General features: G+C 58.3%; 22 protein-coding genes. 14 read left to right on the top strand and 8 right to left on the bottom strand.

Annotated features, from left to right (window positions below; all coding sequences use genetic code 11):
* Positions 1-162: 162 nt before the first annotated feature.
* Positions 163-2,889, top strand: coding sequence for a DNA gyrase subunit A (gene gyrA, locus DS906_RS10710; RefSeq protein WP_113790164.1), 2,727 nt, complete (start codon positions 163-165; stop codon positions 2,887-2,889).
* A gap of 91 nt (positions 2,890-2,980) precedes the next feature.
* The gene (locus tag DS906_RS10705; protein WP_113790163.1) at positions 2,981-3,535 is read left to right on the top strand and encodes a hypothetical protein; all 555 of its coding nucleotides are present in this window, start codon (positions 2,981-2,983) and stop codon (positions 3,533-3,535) included.
* A gap of 116 nt (positions 3,536-3,651) precedes the next feature.
* Here the strand turns inward: DS906_RS10705 and DS906_RS10700 are convergent, their stop codons facing one another.
* From DS906_RS10700 to DS906_RS10690, 3 genes are all read right to left on the bottom strand, one after another.
* Complete coding sequence (locus tag DS906_RS10700; protein ID WP_113790162.1) at positions 3,652-5,121, bottom strand: carboxypeptidase M32; 1,470 nt, start codon at positions 5,119-5,121, stop codon at positions 3,652-3,654.
* A 5-nt stretch (positions 5,122-5,126) separates the two neighbouring features.
* Positions 5,127-6,272 (bottom strand): heme A synthase, encoded by a 1,146-nt coding sequence (gene ctaA, locus DS906_RS10695; protein WP_113790161.1) that lies wholly within the window; start codon positions 6,270-6,272, stop codon positions 5,127-5,129.
* 62 nt (positions 6,273-6,334) lie between these two features.
* Entirely contained in the window at positions 6,335-7,078 is a 744-nt protein-coding gene (locus DS906_RS10690; protein ID WP_113790160.1) for an RNA methyltransferase, read from the bottom strand.
* A gap of 153 nt (positions 7,079-7,231) precedes the next feature.
* On the opposite strand from DS906_RS10690, the gene DS906_RS10685 reads away from it, so the two are divergent.
* From DS906_RS10685 to DS906_RS10670, 4 genes are all read left to right on the top strand, one after another.
* A complete protein-coding gene (locus tag DS906_RS10685; protein ID WP_113790159.1) occupies positions 7,232-7,852 on the top strand; it encodes a thiamine phosphate synthase in 621 nt (206 codons plus the stop codon).
* A gap of 54 nt (positions 7,853-7,906) precedes the next feature.
* Positions 7,907-8,800, top strand: coding sequence for a PfkB family carbohydrate kinase (locus DS906_RS10680; RefSeq protein WP_113790158.1), 894 nt, complete (start codon positions 7,907-7,909; stop codon positions 8,798-8,800).
* Positions 8,797-9,711 carry a pseudouridine-5'-phosphate glycosidase gene (locus DS906_RS10675; RefSeq protein WP_113790157.1) on the top strand — a complete coding sequence of 305 codons (915 nt, stop codon included), beginning with the start codon at positions 8,797-8,799 and terminating at the stop codon, positions 9,709-9,711. The genes DS906_RS10680 and DS906_RS10675 overlap by 4 nt, the downstream gene beginning before the upstream one ends.
* A 67-nt stretch (positions 9,712-9,778) precedes the next feature.
* Positions 9,779-10,456, top strand: coding sequence for a DUF502 domain-containing protein (locus DS906_RS10670; protein ID WP_113790156.1), 678 nt, complete (start codon positions 9,779-9,781; stop codon positions 10,454-10,456).
* Here the strand turns inward: DS906_RS10670 and DS906_RS10665 are convergent, their stop codons facing one another.
* Positions 10,457-11,482, bottom strand: coding sequence for a patatin-like phospholipase family protein (locus tag DS906_RS10665; RefSeq protein WP_113790155.1), 1,026 nt, complete (start codon positions 11,480-11,482; stop codon positions 10,457-10,459).
* Between the two features lie 64 nt (positions 11,483-11,546).
* On the bottom strand, positions 11,547-12,320 hold the full coding sequence (locus DS906_RS10660; RefSeq protein WP_113790154.1) for a 3-hydroxybutyrate dehydrogenase: 774 nt from the start codon (positions 12,318-12,320) through the stop codon (positions 11,547-11,549).
* Positions 12,321-12,613: 293 nt separating this feature from the next.
* Here DS906_RS10660 and DS906_RS10655 point away from each other — a divergent pair, with 293 nt between their 5' ends.
* Positions 12,614-14,428, top strand: coding sequence for an extracellular solute-binding protein (locus DS906_RS10655; protein ID WP_113790153.1), 1,815 nt, complete (start codon positions 12,614-12,616; stop codon positions 14,426-14,428).
* A 469-nt stretch (positions 14,429-14,897) separates the two neighbouring features.
* On the top strand, positions 14,898-15,134 hold the full coding sequence (locus tag DS906_RS10650) for a hypothetical protein (RefSeq protein WP_058271932.1): 237 nt from the start codon (positions 14,898-14,900) through the stop codon (positions 15,132-15,134).
* Here the strand turns inward: DS906_RS10650 and DS906_RS10645 are convergent.
* Positions 15,123-15,746, bottom strand: coding sequence for a helix-turn-helix domain-containing protein (locus DS906_RS10645; protein WP_058271780.1), 624 nt, complete (start codon positions 15,744-15,746; stop codon positions 15,123-15,125). The genes DS906_RS10650 and DS906_RS10645 overlap by 12 nt on opposite strands.
* 65 nt (positions 15,747-15,811) lie before the next feature.
* On the opposite strand from DS906_RS10645, the gene DS906_RS10640 reads away from it, so the two are divergent.
* The 5 genes from DS906_RS10640 to DS906_RS10620 all read left to right on the top strand — a co-directional run bounded on the left by DS906_RS10640 (position 15,812) and on the right by DS906_RS10620 (position 21,644).
* Positions 15,812-17,329, top strand: coding sequence for a class I adenylate-forming enzyme family protein (locus tag DS906_RS10640; RefSeq protein ID WP_113790152.1), 1,518 nt, complete (start codon positions 15,812-15,814; stop codon positions 17,327-17,329).
* Complete coding sequence (locus tag DS906_RS10635) at positions 17,326-17,985, top strand: DsbA family oxidoreductase (protein ID WP_113790151.1); 660 nt, start codon at positions 17,326-17,328, stop codon at positions 17,983-17,985. The genes DS906_RS10640 and DS906_RS10635 overlap by 4 nt, the downstream gene beginning before the upstream one ends.
* 75 nt (positions 17,986-18,060) lie before the next feature.
* A complete protein-coding gene (locus tag DS906_RS10630) occupies positions 18,061-19,269 on the top strand; it encodes an MFS transporter (protein WP_113790150.1) in 1,209 nt (402 codons plus the stop codon).
* 57 nt (positions 19,270-19,326) lie between these two features.
* Positions 19,327-20,991, top strand: a complete 1,665-nt coding sequence (locus DS906_RS10625; protein WP_113790149.1) for a tetratricopeptide repeat protein — start codon at positions 19,327-19,329, stop codon at positions 20,989-20,991.
* Entirely contained in the window at positions 20,988-21,644 is a 657-nt protein-coding gene (locus tag DS906_RS10620; protein WP_113790148.1) for an SH3 domain-containing protein, read from the top strand. The genes DS906_RS10625 and DS906_RS10620 overlap by 4 nt, the downstream gene beginning before the upstream one ends.
* Here DS906_RS10620 and mfd read toward each other — a convergent pair.
* Positions 21,641-25,099 (bottom strand): transcription-repair coupling factor, encoded by a 3,459-nt coding sequence (mfd, locus tag DS906_RS10615; RefSeq protein WP_199528544.1) that lies wholly within the window; start codon positions 25,097-25,099, stop codon positions 21,641-21,643. The two genes, DS906_RS10620 and mfd, sit on opposite strands and share 4 nt — an antisense overlap.
* Before the next feature lie 19 nt (positions 25,100-25,118).
* Positions 25,119-25,646 carry a component of SufBCD complex gene (locus DS906_RS10610; protein ID WP_108858474.1) on the bottom strand — a complete coding sequence of 176 codons (528 nt, stop codon included), beginning with the start codon at positions 25,644-25,646 and terminating at the stop codon, positions 25,119-25,121.
* A 119-nt stretch (positions 25,647-25,765) separates the two neighbouring features.
* Here DS906_RS10610 and hemB point away from each other — a divergent pair, with 119 nt between their 5' ends.
* Positions 25,766-26,764, top strand: coding sequence for a porphobilinogen synthase (hemB, locus tag DS906_RS10605; protein ID WP_113790147.1), 999 nt, complete (start codon positions 25,766-25,768; stop codon positions 26,762-26,764).
* Positions 26,765-26,903 lie beyond the last annotated feature (139 nt).

The following is a 26,903-nucleotide window of genomic DNA, read 5'->3' as shown; positions in this document are numbered from 1 at the left end:
CAGCATAACACAGAAACCACCTAACCCTTGGTTAACAATATGTTACCCCAGTGTTACGGGTGTTTTTTGCCCAGATTGCGCTGCTTGCTTGCACCTTATGTGCCGGGTCTGATAAGGTACATCCACAAGATATAGACCCAGCACAATAAACGGGCAGGTTACGTGAGCGATACGCCAGAAACCCCAGAAAACATGGATGAAACACCGCCCCAACGTCCCGTATATGACGGCCCGACGGTATCCATCGAATCCGAGATGCGCACGTCCTATCTGGACTATGCGATGTCGGTCATCGTGTCCCGCGCGATCCCCGATCTGCGCGATGGCCTGAAACCGGTGCACCGGCGCATCCTCTATGCAATGCACGAGACCGGCAATACGCACGACAAGTCATACCGCAAATCGGCCCGTCCGGTTGGCGATGTCATGGGTAAGTACCACCCGCATGGTGACAGCGCGATCTATGACGCGCTGGTGCGGATGGCGCAGGATTTCTCGATGTCGCTGCCGCTGCTGGATGGTCAGGGCAACTTTGGCTCGATGGACGGCGATAACCCGGCGGCCATGCGCTATACCGAAGTGCGGATGGACAAGCCCGCCGCATCCCTGCTGGCAGATATCGAAAAAGAGACGGTCGATTTTCAGGACAACTATGACGGCAAGGACCGCGAACCGACGGTTCTGCCCGCCCGTTTCCCGAACATGCTGGTCAACGGTGCCGGTGGTATCGCCGTTGGTATGGCAACCAACATCCCGCCGCACAATCTTGGCGAAGTCATCGACGCAACGCTGGCGCTGATCGATGAACCGGATCTGACATCCGAACAGTTGATCGAATATATCCCCGGCCCTGATTTCCCAACAGGTGGTGTTATGTTGGGCCGTTCCGGCGCGCGCAAAGCTTATCTGGAAGGGCGCGGCAGCGTCATTATCCGCTCCAAGACCCGCGTCGAGGAAATCCGCAAGGACCGCTACGCCATCGTCGTGGACGAGATCCCCTATCAGGTGAACAAGGCCTCGATGATCGAAAAGATCGCCGAAGCCGTTCGCGAAAAACGCATCGAAGGCGTCAGCCACGTTCAGGACGAATCCGACCGCAATGGTGTGCGTGTCGTGGTCGAACTCAAACGCGACGCGACGCCCGAAGTTGTTTTGAACCAGCTTTTCCGTTTCTCGCCGATGCAGACCTCGTTTGGCTGCAACATGCTGGCGCTAAACGGTGGCCGGCCCGAGCAGTTGACCCTGCGCCGGTTCCTGACCTCCTTCATTGACTTCCGTGAAGATGTCGTCGCCCGTCGCACTGCGTACGACCTGCGCAAGGCCCGCGAACGCAGCCACATCCTGTGTGGTCTGGCCGTGGCTGTGTCGAACGTGGATGAGGTGGTCGCCACAATCCGGTCATCCGCTGACGCGGCGCAAGCGCGTGAAAAGCTAATGACCCGTCGCTGGCCCGCGGCTGAGATCGAAAGTTATCTGCGCCTGATCGACGATCCGCTGTCCAAGATGAACGACGACGGCACCTATAACCTGACCGAGGTTCAGGCCCGCGCTATCCTCGACCTGCGTCTGCAGCGACTGACCCAGATCGGTGTCAAAGAGGTCACGGACGAACTGGAAGAACTGGCGGGTAAGATCCAGGAATACCTCGATATTCTGTCCTCGCGAGAGCGCATCATGTCGATCATCGGAGATGAGCTGCGCAGCGTTCGTGAACAGTTTGCCGTGCCCCGTCGCACCGAGATCGTCGATTGGTCCGGCGACATGGAAGATGAGGACCTGATCGAGCGTGAGGATATGGTCGTGACCGTCACGTCAGGCGGCTACATCAAGCGTACTCCACTGGTCGATTTCCGCGCGCAAAAACGCGGCGGCAAAGGCCTGTCGGGGATGCAGACCAAAGAAGAGGATGTTGTCACCAACCTCTTCGTGGCCAATACCCACACGCAGCTGCTGTTCTTCACGACGGATGGCATGGTCTACAAGCTCAAGACCTGGCGTCTGCCGCAGTCAGGGCGCACTGGTAAGGGTAAGGCAATCGTCAACATCCTGCCAATCCCGACGGGGGTTTCGATCGCTGCGATCATGCCGGTGGATGTACCTGATGAAGAATGGGAAAACCTGCAAATCGTCTTCGCCACCAGCGCGGGCGACGTGCGGCGTAACCGCTTGTCGGATTTCACCAATGTCCGGCGCAACGGCAAGATCGCAATGAAGCTGCCCGAAGATGTTGAGCTGGTGAACGCCCGCATCTGTTCCGAAGATGAAGATGTGATGCTGGTCACCAATTCGGGCCGTGCAATCCGCTTCCGCACCACCGATGTGCGGGTATTCAACTCGCGCGAATCCACCGGTGTGCGCGGCATCAGGCTGTCCAATGGCGACCGCGTCGTTTCGATGTCGGTGATCCGCCATTTCGAGGCGACCCCTGAAGATCGTGTGGCTTACCTAAAAATGCGCCGTGCGGTTGCAGGGCTTACCGAAGATGACGCTGGTGACGACGAGGAAGCCGCAGCTAGCAGCGATTTCAACCAGGAAAAGTATGCCGAGATGTCGGCCGCCGAGAACCTGATCCTGACGATCACGGCGGGCGGCGCAGGCAAGCTGAGCTCCAGCCACGATTACCCGGTCCGCGGACGCGGCGGGATGGGCGTGGCCGCCATGGACAAGGCGATGCGTGGTGGCGAACTCGTCGCCTCGTTCCCGGTCGATATGGAAGATCAGATCATGCTGGCAACGTCCAAAGGCCAATCGATCCGGGTGCCGGTTGATGGAATTTCGTTCCGCTCCCGCTCGGCCGGTGGCGTGAAGGTTTTCAACACCGGCAAAGGCGAAGTGGTCGTCAGTGTTGCCTGGATCGCCGATCAGGGCGACGAGGAAACTGAGGAATAAACGCGACTGTTAAAGTCCCCAAGGGAAACCTTGGGGACTTTTTTGACTTAACCTATCACTCAAAATTCCTGTGAACATTTGGTGACCTGCTATGACTACTGATGCCAAGAAATTGAAAGGGCAGGTCCACACAGTTCTTCTTAGAATCTCCAACCTGGATGATGCTGAAAAGCTGAAGAACCTTCACGCTAACATTCAAAACCACCCAGCGCTGGAGGACACAGATCGAGAGATGCTCAACGAGGCGGTTATGACGCGAATGCGTGCCGTTTCCCCGGCAATTGCTACGCGTTTGGGTGGACCAAAAGACGCAAAGGCACGAGAATTCCTGGAAGGTTTTTTTGAGCAGCTTTCGTCAGAGTTGGATCTGTCTGGAAACCTGCTAAAAAACGGCGTTAAGACTGGCGGCCAGATGATCAATGGCGAGCAATATGTAGATGTTTATATCTCTTACAAAACCGAATCCGGAAAGAACCTTAGTCTCGCATGGCTTCAAGCGACACCTGAGAGTCAGGCATATCTTCGTGTCAGGCTGCGCCACGTCGGAACAAACGGTTTAGGTGAACTGAAAAGCCAGAAATTTGACGATGAAACCGAGGCAAAAGAGACCTATAGACAGGAACTCAGAAGTCTTCTGAACCTTTGATTTACAAGCCAGAAGAAGGCAAACACTGTTTGGATCAACTTCGTTTCGGCTGTCTACCGGCTTAGAGCTTGAAAAACTGGTTTGCCCAGTTTCTGGACAATATCATTTGCCTTGTGTCATATCTGGTAGAGCTGTCCAAACTTCTGTTCCAGATAAGCCAATAACGGTTCCGGCCCCGGCTCAACCCCGCTTGCGCGCTGAATTGTTTCGCGCGGCGCGTAAAGCCCACCATATTTCTGAACGTTCTCGCGCAGCCAACCTGTTGCGCCCGAAGTATCGCCCGTTGCCAGTTGCGCATCCAGTTCCGGCACAGCGTTCCGCAACGCTTGGTAAAGGCATCCTGCATAGACATTGCCCAGCGAATAAGTTGGAAAATAACCAAACAGACCCACTGACCAGTGCACATCCTGTAGACACCCGTTGGACGGTTTGTCGACCGCATATCCGAAATCCGCCTTGAAACGGTCATTCCACGCGGCCTCAAGATCATCCACTTGGAGTTCACCGGCCATCAGGGCGCGCTCCAGATCAAAGCGCAGCATGATGTGGAGGTTGTATTGCACCTCATCCGCCTCGGTGCGGATGTAACCGTTGTGAACACCGTTGACCGTTGCATAGAACGCATCCGCGTCGGTGATGCCAAAATCGCCAAACGCATCTTTCATTTGGCCAAACAACCAACCGGTAAAGGCACGGGATCGGCCCAGTTGGTTCTCGTAAATCCGGCTTTGGCTTTCGTGCACGCCCATCGACACGCCACGGCCCAAAGGCGTCAGGGCGTAGGCCGGATCAATCCTCTGTTCATAGGCGGCATGGCCGACCTCGTGGATTGTCGAATAGAAACAGTTGAACGGATCGGTTTTACTGGTCCGGGTGGTGATCCGAACATCCGAGCCACTGCCCGAGCTGAACGGGTGAACGGCCTTGTCAATGCGGCCTGTATTCAGGTCATACCCGAAAGTAGTTGCCAGTTTTTCCGACAATTGCATCTGTTTCAGCTCATCGAAACTCCCCGTCAAAGCCTGAGGTGCAGATCTATCCAGAACAGCGGCGCGCAGGGCTACCAGACGCGGGCGCATCTGGTCAAAGATATCGGCAATCTGCGACCCGGTCGTGTAAGGCTCATAATCCTCGACCATGGCGTCGTAGATTTCGCCACCCTGCGCCAGTGCGGCACCTTCTTCACGCTTTAGCGCCACGACCTCATCCAGCACGGGTAAGAAAGCGGCGACATCTTCGTCTGCGCGGGCCTGCGCCCATGTTCCCTGCGCTGCAGATGTTACGCGCGCAATGGCTGTTGCCAGATCGGCAGGCACCTTGACCGTCCGTTCATAGGACCGGCGGATTTCGCGCAATTGCGCCTGACCGACTTGATCCTGAGGCTCGGCTTGTTCCAGCCATTCAGCCACACAAGGATCGGATCGGCGCGCGTGCAAAACAGCTTCAATCGCTGCCATTTCTTCGGCCCGCTGCGACGCGCCCCCCCGGGGCATCATCGTTTCCTGATCCCAGCCCAAACGCCCGGCAATTTCGCCTAGAGCCGAGGTTTCGCGCTGAAAAGCCATCAGATCGTCATAAGTACTCATCGGTATCAGGCTCCGCGCAGAGAGGTTGCAATTGGGTATGCGGTCAGGAAACGCGCCCGCAGGATCAGCGTCCAGACGACGACGGCCATGAACTGGTGGAAGATGGCGATCTGCCACGGGGCTGCGTAGATCACGGTCGCGATCCCAATCACCACCTGAAGCGACAGCGCTGCGAAGGCCGCGTTGAAGGCAAAGCGCGTTTGCGGGTGGGCGCTGGTACTGCCGCGCCGCCAAACGATGATACCGAAGATAAACAGCAGATAGCCCGCACAACGGTGGATGAACTGAACCAGACCCGGGCTTTCAAAGAAATTGCGCCACATCGGTTCGAGCATCGTCATGTCAGGCGGCAGAAGCTGACCACCGATCAGCGGCCAATCGGTATAAGACCGCCCGGCGTCGATCCCGGCGACAAGCGCACCAATGAGTATTTGCAAAAAGGCGAAATGCATCAGCCCGGTGGACAGCGAGAACAATTTCGCCTCTTTCGCGCGGCGGGCCTGCATCAGGTCGCGCTCCTCGCGGCCCAGCTCAAAGATGTACCATGCAAGGAAGCCGAGAATTACAAAGGCCAGCCCCAGATGAATCGCCAGACGATAGCTGGCCACGGCAATCATCCCTTCGCCCTGTGTCACGCCCGAGGCGACCATCCACCAGCCGACTGCACCCTGAACACCGCCCAAAAGGCCAGGAATCAACAACTTACCGGTCCAGCCGGTTGGTATTTTCCGCGCTATAAGGAAGCCAAAGAAGCCAAGAGCCCAGACCAGTCCAATCACGCGCCCCAGCTGACGATGGCCCCATTCCCACCAGTAGATGGATTTGAAGTCACCCAGCTCCATCCATTGGTTCTGGATGCGCCACTGGTCGATCTGCTTGTATTTGTCGAACTCGGCTTGCCAGCCCGCCTCATTCATCGGCGGGATAGCCCCGGTGATCGGCCGCCACTCGGTGATCGACAACCCGCTGTCGGTCAGGCGTGTCAGCCCACCGACGGCAATCATGACGACCACCAGCGCAAACAGGATCATCAGCCAGACGCGAATGGCCTTGCGGGCGCCGCCGCGGCCACGATCGATCATACCCAGTTGAACGGCTTGTTGTTTTTCAGTGTCTGAGACGTCTTCGAAGATGCTGCGCTTACCGCTCATGCTGTCCTCATCTGCCTTGGATTTCGTCGCAAGCTAGGGTGAAGCGGAACATAGGTCCAGCCTCAGCCCTTGTCTTTCCAGCGGACCATCTGCCGCATGACCCCATGCAGCATCTGCACATCCGCCCGCGTCATGCGCATCCGCGACCACAGGTTGCGCAGGTTGGTCTTCATACCCTCGGCCTTTTCGGGCGGATAAAAGAACCCCGCCTCTTCCAGCCGGTCTTCATAATGTTCGACCAGTTTTTCGACCTCGATGCCCGTGGCCCAGTCGCCCTTGCCCAGATCGGTGGCCTCATGAACCACATCGCCGGTCTGACGCATCCACTCATAGGCGGTCAGAAGCACGCACTGCCCAAGGTTTAGCGAGGCGTATTCCGGGTTTACCGGAACCGAGATGATCGCGTTCGCCTTGGCGATGTCCTCATTCTCTAGCCCTGCGCGTTCCGGGCCAAACAGAACACAGACCTTCTCGCCCGCCGCAACCTTTTCGGCAGCCAGCTGCATTGCACGTTCCGGGCTGTAGACCGGCTTGGTCAATCCACGCTGTCGCGCCGTGGTCGCAAAAACAAAAGTGCTGTCAGATAGCGCACCGGCCAGATCGTCGTACAGTTGCGCCTCATCCAGCAATCGCCCTGCCCCGCTGGACATCGCCACTGCCTTGGGGTTCGGCCACCCATCCCGAGGCGCCACAATGCGCATCCGATCCAGCCCAAAATTCCACATCGCCCGCGCGGCGGCACCGATGTTTTCGCCCATTTGCGGGCGCACAAGCACGAATGAGGGCTGAGATTTATCGCTGGGCATGGCTGTCTCCGAAGGTTCCGCCTGCTCTAATCTGCGCACACAGGCAGGGCAAGCCATCCGCGCCTTCATTTGGGCCGGAACCCAGCATAAAAGTTTGCTTCCCCGCCGCAATCCGCTAAACCGCGCAAAAGACTGAAAGCGAAGGACGCGCCAATGGACACCCCCGAGCAGCCGCAGATTTACCTGATTACGCCACCGACCATCGAACTGAGCACCTTTACGAACCGTTTGGCCAGCGTGTTGGACGGGGCAGAGATTGCCTGTATCCGATTGGCGCTGGCTGGTGGCGATGAAGACACGATCGCCCGCGCTGCGGACGCCTGCCGTGAGGTTGCCCATGCGCGCGATGTGGCGCTGGTGATCTCGAACCATGTTCTGCTGGCGCAGCGATTGGGGTTGGACGGGGTGCATCTGGATGACGCCGCGCGCTCGGTCCGGTTTGCACGAAAGGAATTGGACGCGGAAGCCATCGTTGGCAGCTTTTGCGGTGCGTCCAGCCATGACGGCATGTCGGCTGGCGAGGCCGGCGCGGACTATGTCGCCTTTGGACCGGTGGGCGCGTCAACGCTGGGTGATGGCACTATGGCCGAAATGGATCTGTTCCAGTGGTGGTCTGAGACGATCGAAGTCCCAGTTGTTGCCGAGGGTGGCCTAAACCCCGACCTGGTTCGCGATCTGACCCCCTGCACCGATTTTTTCGGAATCGGGGACGAGATCTGGTCACAGGATGACCCTCTGGCCGCGCTGAAGGGTCTGACCGACGCGATGCGCTGATCGGTGCGAGCGTTAACGCTTGCACCTACGCCGGGGCTGCGGCATGACGACGACATGACACAAAACAGCGACATCCTTTGTATCGGCTCGGTTCTTTGGGACGTGATTGGCCGGTCCGCCAGCGCCATGCGGCAAGGGTCGGACGTGCCGGGGCGGATCACCCGCCTACCGGGCGGCGTGGCCATGAACATCGCCATGACTCTGGTGCGTTTTGGCATGACCCCCACCCTGCTGACGGCCATTGGGCGCGATCCTGAGGGTGATGAGTTGGCAAATGCGTGTTCCCGACTGGGCATGGTGACGGATCACATTTACCGTTCGCAGGATTTGCCGACCGACCGGTACATGGCAGTCGAAGGGGCCAACGGCTTGATCGCGGCAATTGCTGACGCGCATTCGCTTGAGGCCGCGGGTGCCAAAATCCTGCGTCCACTGATGCACGGGCCGCTAGGGTACGAAAACGAGCCGTTCGAAGGCCCTATCGCGCTGGACGGCAATCTGACACTGAACTTGCTTGAGGAAATCGCCCAAAGCCCCGCCTTTGCACGCGCCGATCTGCGTGTGGCACCGGCCTCGCCCGGTAAAGCCGAACGCTTGCTGCCGTTCCTGAAGCATGCGCGGGCCACGCTGTATGTGAACCTCGAAGAAGCCGGCATCCTGTGCCAGCGCGAATTCAAGGATTCCGAAAGCGCCGCCAAAGGCCTGCTGGATCGCGGCGCGCTGCGCGTGTTGGTCACCGATGGCGGAAGCTCGGCCACGGTTGGTAATGCGGACGAAATCCTGACCCAAACACCCCCGTCCGTTCTGGTTACCCGCGTAACCGGCGCAGGCGACACATTCATGGCGGCCCACATCGCCTCAGAATCCGACGGAGCATCCAGCGAAGAGGCCCTGGCCCGCGCTTTGCACGCCGCCGCAACATACGTATCCGGAGAAACCCCACTGTGATCGACATTCAATATTCCGCCGAGGTCCGCGCCGCCAAGGACGCAGGCCAGCCTATCGTGGCGTTGGAAAGCACCATCATCACCCACGGGATGCCTTACCCTCAGAACATCGAGGTCGCGGCACAGGTTGAACAGGACATCCGCGACGCGGGCGCAATTCCGGCAACCATGGCCGTGATCAAAGGCAAACTGCATGTGGGCCTTGAGGCTGATGAGCTGAAAGCGTTGGGTCAGGCGCAGGGCGTCGCCAAGCTGTCGCGCGCGGATATGGCCGCTTGCATGGCAACCGGCGGCACTGGCGCGACCACAGTCGCTGCGACGATGATTGCCGCCCATTATGCTGGGATCGAAGTGTTTGCCACCGGTGGCATCGGCGGTGTGCATCAGGGTGCCGAGACGACCTTTGATATCTCAGCCGATCTGCATGAGCTGGCGCAATCCCCGGTTACGGTTGTGGCGGCGGGCGCAAAGGCCATCCTCGATCTGGCAAAAACGCTCGAGGTTCTGGAAACGCTGGGCGTTCCGGTCATCGCCTATGGGCAGGACGAATTCCCGGCCTTCTGGTCGGCCAAATCCCCTTATGCCGCGCCCTTGCGCATGGACAGCGCCGAAGACATCGCCACGGCGCACGCCACACGCCGCGCGCTTGGCTTACCCGGCGGTCAGTTGGTCGCCAACCCGATCCCGGCCGCCGATCAGATCGCGGCCGAAGAACTGGCACCCATCATTGCATCGGCACAGGCCGACGCAGATACGCACCGGATCAGCGGCAAGGGCGTCACGCCCTACCTGCTGCAACGGATTTACGAACAGACCGAAGGGCGTTCGCTGACGGCCAATATTGCCCTGGTTCGTAATAACGCGCGACTGGCGGCCGGAATTGCTCGGGCGCTATCCGACCGAACCGATTGACATAAGCCTATTGTACCAAGGCACCCAACTGCTTAACTAATTTGGCAGAAAACCGCTCAGGACCGCAATGAACACGCCATTTGACGAAGAACCACAACGCCGCCCGGGCCTGTTTTCGCGACTGCGCGCGTCTTTCCTGACGGGCATCGTTGTGATTGCGCCGGTTTGGCTGACCATCTGGCTGATCTGGTCCGTGGTCGGCTGGATCGACAGTGCGGTGCTGCCCATAATTCCACAACGGTTCCAGCCTCAGGAATATGTGGGCATCAACCTGCGCGGCGTCGGCGTTGTCATCTTCCTGATCTTCACTGTTCTGGTCGGATGGATCGCCAAAGGTATTCTGGGCCGGTCCCTGATCCAAATTGCCGAAAGCCTTGTCAGCCGGATGCCCGTTGTCCGGTCCGTCTATTCCGGGATCAAACAGATCTCGGAAACGGTTTTTGCGCAGACTGAAAGGTCATTCGAAAAAGCCTGCCTGATCCAATACCCGCGCCGCGGCATCTGGGCGATCGGTTTCGTCTCGACCGCGGCAAAAGGCGAAGTCAGCGAGCGAGCGGAAACCGGGGGTGAACTGCTGGGCGTTTTTGTTCCGACCACGCCCAACCCCACCTCGGGCTTCCTGCTGTTCTTCCCGGCCGAGGACGTGATCCTGCTGGATATGACCATCGAGGACGCCGCGAAACTGGTGATTTCCGCAGGCCTTGTTTACCCCAACGAAAAAGACCCGACGCAGCCACCCGAGTGATCAGCCAAACATCTCGGGCAGGTCGACGGTGCTGCGTGCGCCAAGATCGGCTTTGTGATCGCCGATGAACCGATGCGCTGCGGCGCGACCGGCTTCCTTCAGCTTATGCAGGATCACAGGGTTGGGAACCGTCTTGGTCGCCACAGACAAATCATTCATCAGTTCGTCATCCGCAATCATGTGAACAAATACGCGGCTCATCTCTCCGGCCGTCAGCTTGCCGTCCGCCAACAAACGTTGAACAAAATTGATCGCCCGCAGCTCGCGAAACAGGGATGAGTTAAAGCTGATCTCGTTGATGCGGTTCTGGATCTGCTGCGGAGTTTTCGGCACCTCATCACGCTCAAGCGGGTTGATGTTCACGACCACGACGTCTTCAGGCAAATCACTGTTAAACAAAGGATAAAGCGCCGGGTTTCCAGTGTAACCACCATCCCAATACGCCTCGGTCCGGCCCGAGCTGGGGTCAAATATCTCGACGGCCTGAAACAGGCTCGGCAGGCAGGCCGAGGCCAGGATGGCATCCGTGGAAATCTCATCCCCAGTGAACACCCGGATCTTGCCGCTGCGCACACAGGTCGCGCAAACAAACAACTGGGGTCCCTGATCCGTGCAAATCTCATCAAAGTTGAACCGATCCACAACCTGTTCCAGGGGATTGCGGTAAAAAGGACCATAGGCATAAGGCGACACCATCCGCGACCAGGCATCACCAACCGAGAATGGCAGTGAATACTCCATCGACTGGGCAATCTGCGCAGGTTCCAGCGCCTGCATCCAATTAGCCAGGCGCATATCCCCCACGGCGCCCATCCGTGCCCATAGCCCGTCCAGACAAGCCCGCGCGCCGTCGCGTCCGTTGTGCACCATCCCGGATTTGAACGCAGCGCCATTCAGCGCCCCGGCCGAGGTCCCAGTGATGGCCGCGACCTCAATATCCTCTTCGTCCAGCAGCCTGTCGAGAACGCCCCAAGTAAAAGCACCATGCGCGCCGCCACCCTGCAAAGCCAGATTGATCCGTTTCACCGTCCTGCCCCTTCATCTTTTCCGAAATACTCCGGGGGTGCGGGGGCAGCGCCCCCGTGAAACCTCACAACGCTGTCCAACCGCCATCGACCGAGATCGTGGTCCCGGTGATCTGCGCAGCTGCATCCGAGCACAGGAAGATCGCGGTGCCGCCCAATTGCTCGACCGTGGCGAATTCTTTCGAAGGTTGCCGTTCAAGCATCACGTTCTTGATCACGTCCTCACGGCTCATGTTGTATTCCTTCATGGTGCCCGGGATCTGCGCTTCGACCAATGGGGTCAGGACGTATCCCGGGCAGATCGCGTTGCATGTGATCGGCTCCTGCGCGGTTTCCAGCGCCACGGTTTTGGTCATACCAACCACTCCGTGCTTTGCCGCGACATAGGCCGCCTTGAACGGAGACGCCGTTAACCCGTGTGCCGAGGCGATATTCACAATACGTCCCCACCCGGCCTTGCGCATCATTGGCAGCGCGGCGGCCATCGTATGAAAAGTCGAGTTCATGTTGATCGCGATGATCGCATCCCACTTTTCGACCGGAAACTGATCAACCGGCGCGACATGCTGAATGCCCGCGTTGTTCACCAGAATATCACAAGCCCCCGCCTTTTCGATCAGCGCGCGGCATTCTTCACCTTTGGACATGTCCGCCTTGATATAGCGTGCGCTAGTACCGGTCTCTTTCGAAATCTCGGCGGCCAGCGCATGATCTTCGTCGCGGTCGGTAAATGAATTCAGCACCACGTTAGCCCCAGCCTTCGCCAACTCGCGCGCGACGCCCAATCCGATCCCTGAATTCGATCCGGTGATAATGGCTGTTTTTCCCGAAAGGCTCATGGCCGAACTCCCACAAAATCAACTTTGGCGACACAGTGCCATGCTGCAGCTGCAAAGAAAACGGGGAAACATTCGGGCGACGCATCCTACGTCGGATCCGAACAAAAAAAACGCCCGCACGAAGCGGGCGTTAAGTTATTGAGGCAGGTTTCATACAGGCAAGAAACCTATCGAGCAGTGCGTCCTTTATAAGCAATTTCTTGTGTTCGTCCAAGCTAAAAGTTTGAAAACAAGAAAAATCATAGCTACGATGAATCCCAACAAAACAAGGCCAGAGCAGGATTGTTTCCAAAATGAGCCCCGATTTTCTACGCCCCGTTCGTCCATTGATCGCGGGAATCACTGCACTTTTGAGCACGTCAATTGCTTATGCAGAATCGACCCATGGCATAGCTATGTATGGTGACCCCGCCTTACCACCGGATTTTGTGTCCCTGCCCTACGCAAATCCGGACGCGCCAAAAGGCGGGAAAGTCGTGTTCGGAAATACGGGCGGCTATAACAGTTTGAACCCGTTCGTGCAAAAAGGCAGCTCACCCTGGCAATTGCGATTTTGGACCCATGAGGGCCTGATGGGTCGATCCTGGGACGAACCTTTCACTCTTTACGGGCTGTTAGCCGAATCAGTTGAGACCGCGCCGGACCGGTCTTGGGTCGAATTTACCCTGCGCGAGAACGCCGAATTCTCGGATGGTACACCAGTCACAGTGGATGATGTCATCTGGTCGTATGAGACTTTGGGCACCGAAGGCCACCTGCGATATCGCGGATTGTGGGGCAAGATCGACAGTATCGAACAGACCGGTCCCCGCACGGTGCGCATCACCTTCAACGAACCCGACCGCGAGCTTGCCCTGATCGCAGGCCTGCGCCCGATCCTGCAGAAAGCCCAGTGGGAAGGTAAAGATTTTGCCAATGCCGGGTTGCATGACATTCCGGCCGGAACCGGGCCCTACGTCGTCGACAGCTATGAGGCCGGTAGATACGTGAACCTCAAGCGGAACCCGGATTATTGGGGCACTGATATTCCCTTCCGTAAAGGCACCATGAATTTGGACGAAATGCGGATCGAGTTCTACGGCGACGGCACTGTTCTGTTCGAGGCTTTCAAAGCCGGTGAACTGACTGCGGTGCGTGAATTCAATGCCGACAAATGGGCCAACCAATACAATTTCCCGGCCGTCCAGCGTGGGGATGTGATCAAGACCGAGATCCCGCACGGCAAGCCCTCGGGCATGACCGGGTTTGTCATGAACACCCGCAAAGCGCCGTTTGCCGACTGGCGTGTCCGCGAGGCGTTGACGCTGGCATTCAATTTCGAGTTCATCAACGACACGATTACCGGCAATGCTCAGCCGCGCATCTCATCCTATTACTCGGGCTCGGACCTTGCGATGCAACCCGGCCCGGCAAGTGGTCGTGTGGAAGAGCTGTTATTGGCGTTCAAGGACGACCTGCCCCCCGGAACGCTTGAAGGCTATACATTGCCAGAAAGTGACGGATCGGCCCGCAACCGCTCAAACATCCGCGCTGCAACCAAACTGTTGGCTGAGGCTGGCTGGACCATCCAGGACGGCGTGCTGCGTAACGAAAACGGTGATGCTTTTACCCTGACCGTGTTGCTGCAACAGGGCGACACCGAAAGCGAAACAGCTATCGAGATCTACTCGCGCGCACTGGAACGTCTTGGCATCGCGGTGAGCACGGAACAGGTCGACAGCGCCCAGTTCACCAGCCGTACATCCGAGTTGGATTTCGACATGACCTATTTCCGTCGTGCATTGTCCCTGTCACCCGGCAACGAGCAGCGCCTGTACTGGGGCAGCGAAAACGCGAATACTCCGGGCACGCGCAACTTGATGGGGGTAGCTTCACCCGCAGTGGACGGAATGATTGACGCCATGCTGGCCTCGGAAAGTCATGAGGATTTCGTTGCTGCAACGCGCGCGCTTGATCGTGTGTTGACCGCCGGGCGCTATGTCATTCCAATCTGGAATTTTGATGTGGGCCGGATCGCCCACGCCAAGGAGCTCAAACAGCCGGAAAACTTGCCTATCTATGGCGATGGGCCGGAGTACATGCCGCAGGTTTGGTGGTACGAACAGTAACGGGTTACGCGCGGCACCTAAGGGACGTGGGCGGAAATCGGCGCACAGCCTATTGGCACCGCATATTGCGGGTCAAATTTTTGCCACGTCAACATGTTGCAATTGCCCCAACGTCAAGTGTTCCCCTAAAAAACTCACACAAAAAGCTTTACTGAACGGGGTTTAGCGATATAGCTTGTACATATACTGCAGTACGCTGCACGAATTGATTATTGCTTTGAAATTCAAAACGTAACTCTTCGTCCGGTGCGCAGCACATCGAATTTACGGACCGGCCTCCACTCACTCGAAAATCAGGTCCGTCTGCCCGTTGCGGATAGGCTGCAACGGGCACTTTCGACCCCGTCAAAAATCAAACCGCCTCCCGACCCCGGGTGCGACATTTTGTCATGCCCGAACGCCCCCACCACCTTCGTACGCTGGTTCTTGGGACGAGCGGTTTGAAACCATGAAAACGGAAAGCTGTCTAATGTTGAAATGGACCGATCTGACGCAAGACTGGAGTGCAATGTATACCCGCGCCAAACGGCGCTTTCCAAACCTGCGGGATCAGGACATGGTGCGGTTAAGCCAAGACCGCAAATGTTTCGAAGCGTATCTGGCTGAACGCCATCAACTGACCATGAACGAAGCCCACGAAGAGCTTGAGGACTTTTTGTTCACGGAAGGTTTGAACCGGGAATTCAGCCGGTCGTTAAGTAAGTGATGTCACCCACAGGATCATTGCATCTTCGTCGCTGACCGAGATTACATTGTGACCCATGCTCCCGTCGTAATAGGCGCTGTCGCCGCGGCGCATTTCGACTGGTTCATAAAACTCGGTGTAAAGGCGCACAACACCCGTCAGGACATACAAGAACTCTTCGCCGTCGTGGCGGACCCAGCCGTCGAACTCATCCATTGACCGCGCGCGGACACGGGCCCGATAGGGCAACATCTGCTTTTTTGTCAGCGTTTCGGCCAGAAGTTCATGTTCGTAGGTGGTTGTGGGATGGGCTGACCCTTCGCCCATGCGCGTCACGGCCATCCGGCCGATCACCTGGTCCCGCTGTGGCGCCGTAAACAGCTGCGGCACCGAGATCTCAAGACCGGTCGCAAGCTTTTTCAGCGCGTCATAGGTGGGCGACATCTGACCATTTTCGATCTTGCTAAGCGTTGAACGCGCCAAACCGGCCTGCGTGGCCGCCTGTTCAAGCGTCCATTTCCGCGCTTTCCGAAGCTCGCGCACACGCGCGCCGAGGTCCAGTGGTTCAACTTCCGTATGTTCGCCCGAGTCCCGGGCAATGCGGATCAGAGATGTCTGGTCTTGGGTGCTCATGCGTCATTCTATAGGCGCAGCCCGTCGCGCTTGCAACGCAGCAGTGGTCGCGCTAGCCAGTTGCCATGCTTTCTGTTTTTGATCAGGGGCCGCCGCCGGCCTGCCCGTCTCCGTTCAATCTGGCAGCGCATGTACTGCGCCGTGCAGACAGGCTTGCGGGCAAGACCGCCCTGTCTGTGGTGGGTCCTGCGGATGCCCGGAATTGGACGTATGGCGAGTTGCGGCTGGCCATTCTGGGCACTGGCACAGGGATGTTGAATGCCGGTTTGAAGCCCGGCGATATCGCGTTGATGCGGCTTGGGAACACGGTCGATTTCCCGATTGCCTATCTCGGAGCGATTGCTGTCGGCATCATCCCGGTCCCAACATCGTCGCAGCTGACCGAGCCAGAAACAGAGCGCATGATCAAGGACCTCAAGCCTGACGCCATTCTGCGTGACCCACAGGTTGCGTGCGCCGCGCACCCGGTTCAGATTGACCTGTCCGATTTGGCCGGAATGCGTGATCTGCCTGCTGCTGAATATCAAATGGGTGACCCGGAACGGATGGCCTATGTCGTCTATACTTCGGGCACGTCGGGAAAACCGAGGGCTGTGGCCCATGCCCATCGTGCCATCTGGGCGCGTCAGATGATGGTGGATGGCTGGTACGGGCTGCGTGAAGCCGATCGCCTGTGTCACGCTGGCGCCTTCAACTGGACCTATACTCTTGGGACCGGTCTGATGGATCCCTGGACCATCGGCGCAACGGCTCTTATTCCCGCGCCGGGCACCGATCTGGACGCACTACCCTCCCTGCTACGCCGTCATCAGGCCACCATCTTTGCTGCAGCACCGGGCGTGTTCCGTAAGTTGGTGAGTTCAACAGGCGACCTCGACCTGCCGGAATTGCGGCATGGATTATGCGCCGGAGAAAAACTGTCGCGGCATCTGCATGGACAGTGGACGCAAACGACCGGCACTGAACTCTACGAGGCCTATGGCATGTCCGAGTGTTCGACTTTCATTTCGTCCAGCCCGGCGCATCCAGCGCGGTCCGATGCATTGGGCCAGCCGCAGCCTGGCCGCCGTGTGGCCATCCTGGGATCTGACGGTCCCGTACCTCAGGGTCAGGAAGGCACCATCGCTATACATAAGACCGACCCCGGCCTGATGCTGACCTATCTCAACGCCCCGGACGAGGCCGAAGCCCGGATGCAGGACGACTGGTTCCTGACCGGCGATCAAGGGGCCATGGCCGTGGATGGCCAGATCACCTATCTGGGCCGCGATGACGATATGATGAATGCAGGCGGCTATAGGGTGTCACCGGTTGAGGTCGAGGCCGCGCTGTCCCGATATCCCGGCATCGCGCAGGTCGGGGCTGCGGCAGTCGAAGTCAAACAGGACACATTTGTGATAGCAGCCTTCTATACAGGACCGGAAAAGCTGGACGACAACGCCCTGCGCACCTATGTCGAGGCAAATCTGGCGCGCTATAAGCAACCGCGCGCCTTTATCCATCTGCCTGAACTGCCCACCGGCGGGAACGGGAAACTTCTGCGCCGGGCGCTGCCGGCCTATTTCAAGGCGACCAACCCATGACCGAGACCGTCAAGCTTGATATCATGTCCGACCCGATCTGCCCGTGGTGCTATATCGGCAAAACCCATCTGGACAAGGCGCTGGCGGCGATCCCGGACCATCCGTTTGTGATCGAATGGCATCCGTTCCAATTGAACCCCGACATGCCGGATGCCGGAATGGACCGCCGCGAGTATCTCGAACGCAAGTTCGGGGGCAAGGAAGGCGCGGTGCGGGCCTATGCTCCGGTCGTCGACCACGCCGAGAATGCAGGTCTTAAGATCGACTTTGAAGGTATGGAGCGCACGCCCAACACACTGGACGCCCACCGCCTGATCCATTGGGCCGGGATTGAAGGCAAACAGAATGCCGTAGTCGATGCCTTGTTCGATGCCTATTTCGTGCAGGCCCGTGACATCGGTGATCATGAGGTTCTGGCCGATATTGCCGACAATGCGGGAATGGACGCAGCAGTCGTTCTAAAACTGCTGAAATCCGATGCCGACCGCGAGGATATCAGCAACCGTGACAGCCATTCCAGGCAAATGGGCGTCAGCTCTGTCCCGACGTTCATCGTTGCCAATCAACATGCCGTCCCCGGGGCGCAACCCCCTGAAATGTGGGAAAAAGTGATTGCTGATATCATGTCTCAACTTGAGGCTTCCCCTGCAAATTAGCACAGACCCCTGTGCAATTTGACACCTAGCGTCAACTGATTTGCCGTGATAGCGCGAACAGATCAGGAGGGCGTTATGGCCAATCGCATGTCACGGGGTGAGTTCGTAGCACTTGTCGCAATGATGTTTGCGACGATCGCGTTTTCGATCGATTCCATGTTGCCTGCGCTGCCAAATATCGGCGCGCAGCTTAGCCCCGACGACATCAACAAAGCCCAGCTGATCCTGACCTCGTTTGTGTTGGGCATGGGGATTGGCACGTTTTTCACCGGTCCGCTGTCCGACGCCTTTGGCCGCAAGCCAGTGATCTACGTCGGATCGGCACTGTATATCATCGCAGCGGCGGCTGCCTGGGCCAGTTCATCACTCGAAATGCTATTGGTCGCCCGTATCTTCCAGGGGATCGGATGTGCTGCCCCGCGCGTGGTAGCCATGGCGATTATCCGCGATCTGTATTCGGGCCGCGAGATGGCGCGCATTGTGTCGATTGCAATGATGATCTTCACCCTGGTCCCAGCAATTGCGCCAATGCTTGGTGCTGGCGTGATCGCACTGACCGGATGGCGGGGTATTTTTGCCTCATTCATCCTGTTCTCACTGATCACCATCGTCTGGATGGGCCTGCGCCTTCCAGAACCCTTGTCGGCCGAGAACCGCCGCCCGCTGCGCCTGCCCCTTATACTGGACGCCGCGCGCCAGATGTTCACACACCCAACTGTCCGACTGTCGATTTTGGTTCAGACACTGTGTCTGGGCATGTTGTTCACCATGCTGACGATGGTTCAACCGGTCTACGATGTCATCCACGACAGTGCCGACAGTTTTCCGTTCTGGTTCGGGTTCGTGGCGTTGATGGCAGGCTCAGCCAGCCTGTTAAACGCGGCACTCGTTATCAATTTGGGCATGCGCCGGATCGTGACATGGGCGTTGGGCGCGCAAGTCCTCTTTACCACAGCTGTCATCGCCCTGAATGCGGCAGACCTATCGCCCACCATGTCCTTCGCACTTTTCGTAAGCTGGCAAACGGCAGTCTTCTTTATGGCAGGCATGACCATGGGCAACCTGAACGCCATCGCGATGGAGCCGATGGGCCATATCGCGGGCATGGCGGCTTCGGTGATCGGAGCGATCTCGACCGTGTTTGCTGCCGCGATTGCGGCCCCCATCGGGCAGATGTTCGACGGGTCCATCACCCCGCTAGCGGTTGGCATCCTGGCCATGAGCGCTGCAGGCTTCGGCCTGATGCTGCATATGGGGCGGATCGAAAACAGGCTGCCAGCCTGATCTGTGCATGAACGATGAATCAGGCTAACCTCCGCTCAATATGAGTGGAGTTTTTCAGTGAGCGACTATTACGATCTTGGCGCGTATTCCTGTCCGATTACGACGGCCTCAACAGACGCACAGCTCTGGTTCGACCGGGGGCTGAATTGGACCTACGGCTATAACCACGACGAAGCGGTTGTGTGCTTTCAGCGCGCGCTTGAATTTGACCCCGACTGCGCGATGGCCCACTGGGGCGTGGCATATGCGGCAGGGCCCAATTACAACCTTCCTTGGAACTTGCTAGATGACCGCGGGCAGCACAAAGCGCTGGCACTGGCCTATGATGCCACGCAGAAAGCCGTGGCTTTGGTCGAAGGGTGCAGTCCGACGGAACAGGCGCTGATCCGCGCCCTGCTCGCGCGGTATCCACAGCGCGATCCCGTCAACGACATGCATAGCTGGGACCACGATTTCGCCGGCGCGATGCGGGCGGCCTTTGGTGAATTGCCTGATCACCTTGATCTGCGAACCATCTACGTCGAAGCGCTGCTCAACCTGACCCCATGGCAGATGTGGGACCTGAAAACCGGTAAACCCGCTGAGGGCGCCGCGACGCTGGAGGCGCAAAAAGCCCTGGAAGACGCGATGGCAGACGATCCGGCGGCGATGTCGCATCCGGGTCTGTTGCACCTCTATGTCCACCTGATGGAGATGTCGCCAACACCGGAAAAGGCGCTGAAGGCTGGGGATATCCTGCGCACTCTGGTTCCCGATGCAGGGCATTTGGTGCATATGCCGACCCATATCGACGTGTTGTGCGGGCACTATCAGAACGTCGTCCACTGGAATGAAAAGGCGACCGAGGCTGATCTGAAGTATTATGAGCGCGAAGGCGCGTTCAACATCTACACAGGCTATCGCCAGCACAACTATCACTTTGCCATCTACGGCGCGCTGTTTCTGGGTCAGATGGAACCCGCGCTGCGCGCCAATCAGGGCATCTGGGACACCACCCCCGAAGAGATGCTGCGCACGGAAAGCCCGCCCATGGCAGACTTCTTCGAAAGCTACATGTCGATGGGGCCGCATATCCAAATCCGGTTTGGCCGGTGGGAAGAGGCAAAAGCCCTACCCTTGCCCGAGGATCAGGATCTCTACCGCACTGTCACCGCAACCACCCATTACGCACGTGCAATCGCCTATGCGGCCACAGGTGAGGTGCCCGAAGCAGAGGCCGAAGAGCAACTGTTCCTTGCCGCCAAGGATCGGGTTCCGGAAACCCGACTGCTGCACAACAACCGCGTGATCGACTTGCTGGACATTGCCCGCGAAATGCTGCGCGGAGAGATTGAGTATCGCAAAGGCAACTATGACGCCGCATTCGCCCATCTTAGGGGCTCGGTCGAATTGGACGACACGCTGCCCTACGACGAGCCATGGGGGTGGATGCAACCCGCGCGTCACGCGCTTGGTGCGTTGTTGTACGAACAGGGCCATGTGGCCGAGGCCGAAGCAGTGTATCGCGAGGATCTTGGGCTTAGCGGCACTCTCAGCCGCGCCTCAATCCACCCCGACAATGTCTGGAGCCTGAAGGGCCTGCATGATTGTCTGCAAGCACGCGGTGAGACTGTCGAGATCAAACTGATCAAACAGCGTCTTGATCTGGCGCTTGCCCGCGCTGATCGGGCCGTCGGGGCCTCGTGTTTTTGCGCGCAGGCAGCAATGAAGGCCGCGGAATGATCCGTGCATTTTTGATGTCGCTGCTATTTTGCGGCCCAGCCCTGGCTGACCGTCAGTCCTTTCCGCCGGTCGATGAAGCAGAACGCGATCCTACCCTCGTGGCCTTTCGGGATAGTTTGCTGGCGAGCGTGGCCGCACGGGATACCGAGGCCGTGATCGCAACTGCTTGCCCGGACATCTATCTCAGCCATGGCGGAAACGGCGGGCCCGGGGAGTTCCTTGAGTATCTCGCCCCGGAAAACAGCGGCTCTCAAGAAAATCAGAGCCGCGACATCTACTGGGGCGATCTGGAAAGCACCCTGTCCCAACCGGGCTATTTCGACGACGAGGGCGAATTTTGGATGCCACATCAATGGCAGATCACCTTGCCTGCCTCCCTGGACCCTTACGAGGCCTACTTTGTGACCGGTGAGGACGTGACCCTTCGGCAAGCTGCCGAACCGGGCTCCCCAGCGCTGAGCCTCATCAGCTACGAGGTCGTCATCGTCCCGACCTATCGCGACGGTACCGACTATCAACCGGTGATGCTGACTGACGGTACGCGGGGGTTCATGCACGGCGACTTTCTATGGCCCATGACTGGCCACCGTGCAGCGTTCGTAAAATCGGGCGCGGGCGAATGGCAGCTGTGCACTTTCGTCAGCGGAGACTAGGCTTTTGCTTTTTTCTTCTTCGCTGCCATGACCTTTTCCGCCAGATCGCGGGCGATGGCGAATGCGCCTTTGATCTTGTCGCTGTCCTTCTTCCAATCCCGTCTGACGACGATCTTGTTGTCCTTGACCTTGGCCAACCCGCGCTGGTTCTGAATGAACTCTACCAAACCCTCTGGCGAGGCGAACTTGTCGTTGTGGAACTGGATTGTCGCGCCTTTCGGCCCGCCATCCAGCTTGGCAATCCCTGCGCGTTTGCACATTGCCTTGATACGAACGACCAGCATCAGAGTGTTCACCTCTTTCGGCAGCGTTCCGAACCGGTCGATCAGTTCTGCGGCAAAACCTTCCAGCTCGACCTTGGTCGAAAGCGATGACAGGCGACGATAAAGCCCAAGGCGCACATCCAGATCGGGCACGTAATCTTCGGGGATCAGAACCGGCACACCCAGATTGATCTGTGGCGCCCATTGGTCGTCGGCTTCCGACAGCCCTTCCATCTCACCGGCTTTGATCTTGGCAATCGCCTCTTCCAGCATCGATTGGTAAAGTTCATAGCCGACATCGCGCATCTGGCCAGATTGTTCCTCACCCAACAAGTTGCCCGCACCACGAATGTCCAGGTCCTGCGATGCGAGCGTGAAACCGGCACCGAGTGTATCCAGCGAGCCCAGAACCCGCAGGCGCTTTTCGGCTGTCGTCGTCAGTTTCTGACGCGGCTTGGTGGTCAGGTACGCATAGGCACGGGTTTTGGACCGCCCTACCCGACCCCGTATCTGATAGAGCTGCGCCAGCCCGAACATATCCGCCCGGTGCACGACCATCGTGTTCGCGGTCGGAATATCCAGCCCACTTTCGACAATCGTCGTTGCCAACAACACATCGTATTTACCGTCATAAAAAGCGTTCATCCGATCGTCGAGTTCACCCGCCGCCATTTGCCCATGCGCCACCATATAGGTCACTTCGGGCAACTGCTCTTTCAGGAACTCCTCGATCTCTGGCAGGTCCGAGATGCGGGGAACAACGTAAAAGCTCTGCCCGCCACGATAGTGTTCGCGCAGCAGAGCCTCGCGGACAGTGACCGCGTCGAATTCGCTGACATAGGTGCGGATAGCCAGACGGTCGATGGGCGGAGTGCCGATGATCGACAGATCGCGCACCCCGGTCAGTGACAGCTGCAGTGTTCGCGGGATCGGCGTTGCGGTCAGGGTCAGAACGTGAATGTCGCTGCGCAGCTGTTTCAGACGTTCCTTGTGACCGACGCCAAAATGCTGTTCTTCGTCGATGATCAACAGGCCCAGATTGTTGAACCGGATACCCTTGGCTAGCAACGCATGGGTGCCGATCACGATGTCGACGGTCCCGCGCGCCATACCATCACGGGTCTGCTGCGCATCTTTCGCGGACACAAAGCGCGATAGCTGCCGCACCTCCAACGGAAAGCCCCGGAACCGTTCCTTGAAACTGGCCGCGTGCTGACGCGCCAGCAAGGTGGTCGGAGCAATTACGGCCACCTGAACACCGGACATCGCGGCGACGAAGGCCGCGCGCATGGCAACCTCGGTTTTGCCGAAGCCCACGTCACCACAGATGAGGCGATCCATCGGCGCGCCGGAATGCATGTCCTCCATCACCTCGGAAATTGCGCGCAACTGATCATCGGTTTCCTGATACGGAAAGCGCGCGCTGAACTCCTCCCACGCGTGGGGCGGTGGATCCATGACCGGAGCTTTGCGCAAAGCGCGTTCGGCGGCGATACGGATCAGCTTGTCCGCCATCTCGCGGATGCGTTCTTTCAGCTTGGCTTTCTTAGCCTGCCACGCACCTCCACCCAAGCGGTCCAGCAGACCTTCGTCATGGCCGTATTTTGACAGCAGCTCGATGTTTTCAACCGGCAGATACAGCTTGGACTGTTCGGCATATTCCAGCAGCAGGCATTCATGCGCAGCACCGGCCGCCGTGACCACTTCCATCCCTATGTATCGCCCGATCCCGTGGTCGACATGCACCACCAGATCACCGGGGCTGAGCGATTGAGTTTCGGTCAGGAAATTCTCGGCCTTGCGGCGCTTCTTGGGCTGGCGGATGAGGCGGTCACCTAGCACGTCCTGTTCGGCGATCACGGTCAGACCCGGCGTTTCAAAGCCGTGCTCAAGCGCCCAAACCGCCAGATGCAATCCGCGTTTGCCAATCCGTGTGCCATCGGTGACAGGGACGGCTTCGGCCAGGCCTTCATCCTCGATCAAGCCGGTCAGGCGCTCTCGTGCCCCTTCGGAATAAGACGCAATCAAGACGGCCCCCTTGGCCATCTTGTCGGTGATATGGCTTGCCAAAGCACCAAACAGGCTGATGTTTTCCTGCTGCCGCTCTGGTGCGAAATTGCGGCCGATCCGCCCGCCTGCATCGATCACACCAGGACCGCTGGCCTGAGGCAGCGGGCTGAACTGCATCACCCGCCGGTCCCCGACCGCCTGCTCCCACGCGGCATCGTCCAGATAGAGCAATCCGGGAGGTGTAGGCTTATACACCGTATCCATGCGCGAACGGTTTTCCAGCGCCAGACGCCGCGTTTCATACTGATCGGCAATTGTATCCCAGCGGGCAAGCCGCGTGGGTGTCACCTGATCATCCACAGTAATCGTTGCGTCCGGCAGATAGTCGAACAGGGTTTCCAGCTTTTCGTGGAAGAACGGCAACCAGTGTTCGATGCCTTGGTGTTTGCGCCCCGCGCTGATCGCCTCATACAGCGGATCATCGGTGCCCGCCGCGCCAAATTCGATGCGATAGTTTTGGCGGAACCGCGTGATGGCGGCGTCATCCAGAATGACCTCGGAAACCGGGGCCAATTCGACAACATCCAGCTTTTCGGTCGTGCGTTGCGAAACCGGATCAAACCGGCGGGCTCCATCCAGCACGTCTCCGAACAGATCCAGGCGTACGGGACCGGATTCGCCCGGAGGGAAAATGTCGATGATACCGCCGCGGACAGCATAGTCGCCCGGCTCCATCACAGTCGGGCTTTGTGTGAACCCCATCCGCACGAGGAAATTCCGCAGCGCCGTTTCGTCAACGCGATGGTTCACGCGGGCGGTAAAAGCAGCCTCGCGCAGCACATCCCGCGCAGGCACGCGCTGGGTCGCGGCGTTCAGCGTGGTTAGCAGGACAAACCGATCCGGCATCTGATGCACCAGTGCCGCCAAGGTCGCCACACGCGCCGCGGCTATGTCGGCGTTGGGCGACACCCGGTCATATGGCAGACAGTCCCACCCGGGGAACACAAAGACCGGCATATCGGGGGCAAAGAAAGCCAGTGCGGCCCGCATCGCCTCCATCCGTTTATCGTCACGCGCGACGTGGCAGACCGGCCCGCCAACGCGCGCGATCTCATTCAGAACAAGCTGTGCGTCAAACCCTTCGGGAGCGCCGCCAACCGTCACATGGTTCGGAGCTATCATCGCCTTGCCTTTCTGATTTTCATCCCCCGAGAACGCCGATTGAGACGTTCTGGTACATACCCCAAAGTGACGTGATGACAATTGAGATCATGCCAATGATCTGGGTGTAAATCCTGCAGCGTACAAGGATCTTTGACACACTTCCGAGCACTGGCTCGATGCCCTGCAGCTTGCGCGCGGCGCGAATGTTGATCAGCATCACCAAACTCACGGGGAACAGCAACAAAAACACGGCCTGCGCAAATTCAATGCCGTAGTAGAAACCCAGCATCGCTAGCCCGGTAAAAAAGAAACAGCATAAGGCAAGAATAACAAGACCAGACATATCAACAATGTAAAGCAGCCTGTTGCCGTTGATCCGAACGATATCCAGCAGGTCCTGCTCGGACTGTCCGCCAACACGGCGGGCACGCACAAGCAGATCGTAGGGAACCCCCATCGCCCAGTGACTGGCCGACGACCAGAGCACCGCCAACACAATCCAGTACCACAGATTCGAAAAGCTGCGCATGTCGATAAGTTCGAAAATCGAAGAGTGCAAATCCACGCATCAGCCCTTTGTTCATTGTCCTTGGGGCGTTCTTCGCGCAGGCGCGTCCAATGTTACCCTTGAGACCATCGGGAATTCATGCCACCCAATGCACGAATGTTCAAGGAGAGCGCGACATGAAACCGACCATCGCCCCCTACCCCCTTACGCGATTTCGCCGGGCGCGCCAATCGGATGCCATTCGTGGGTTGGTGAGGGAAAACGCACTGACGACGGACGATCTGATCTGGCCGGTTTTTGTGCGCGATGGTGAAGGCATTGAAGAACCCGTACCTTCGATGCCCGGCGTTGTGCGGCGCTCGGTCGATCTGATCGCAAAGGCCGCAGTTGAAGCACAGGCTATGGGCATCCCGGCGATCTGCGTCTTTCCCTATACTGATCCCAGCCTGAAAACCGAAGATTGCGCCGAGGCATGGAACCCCGACAACCTATCAAACCGGGCCATTCGGGCGATCAAATCTACAACCCCCAATATCGCCGTGATGACCGACGTGGCGCTGGACCCCTATAACATCAATGGCCATGACGGCTATGTTGTTGATGGCGAGATCGTGAACGATCAGACCGTCGAGGCGTTGGTCAAAATGACACTTGCGCAGGCGGAGGCTGGGGCCGACATCATTGGCCCCTCGGACATGATGGATGGCCGCATCGGCGCGATGCGCGGCGCGCTTGAGGCTGCGGGGCACTCGAACGTGATGATCCTCAGCTATGCCGCTAAATATGCCAGTGCATTTTACGGCCCCTTCCGCGATGCGGTGGGCGCGTCGGGTGCGCTGACCGGAGACAAAAAGACCTACCAGATGGACCCGGCCAATTCGAACGAAGCGCTGCGTCTGATCGAACGTGACCTGACAGAGGGCGCAGACATGGTGATGATCAAGCCGGGCATGCCCTATCTGGATATCTGCCGCCGCGTGAAAGACACGTTTGGCGCGCCAACCTATGCCTATCAGGTGTCCGGTGAATACGCGATGATACAGGCAGCTGCGCAGAACGGCTGGATTGATGGTGAGAAAGTCATGCTGGAAAGCCTGCTGGCCTTCAAACGCGCAGGCTGCGATGGAATCCTGACCTACTTTGCACCGCAGGTCGCACGCATCCTTCAAGGCTAAAACCCCGGGCGGTCGCGACTTTTCGCCGATTGTGAACGCTGTTGGACCAGCTTTCCCGTGACACACGGACGCAATCGGCGTATTCTTGCACACAAGATCGGGAACACCCGACACTTCAGGCAGTTAATACAGAGAAAAA

The sequence above is a fragment of the Ruegeria sp. A3M17 genome, assembly GCF_003318255.1.
Classification (GTDB): domain Bacteria; phylum Pseudomonadota; class Alphaproteobacteria; order Rhodobacterales; family Rhodobacteraceae; genus Ruegeria.
Note: the sequence above shows the minus strand (reverse complement) of the source record. Positions and strands in the feature narration are given on the sequence as shown.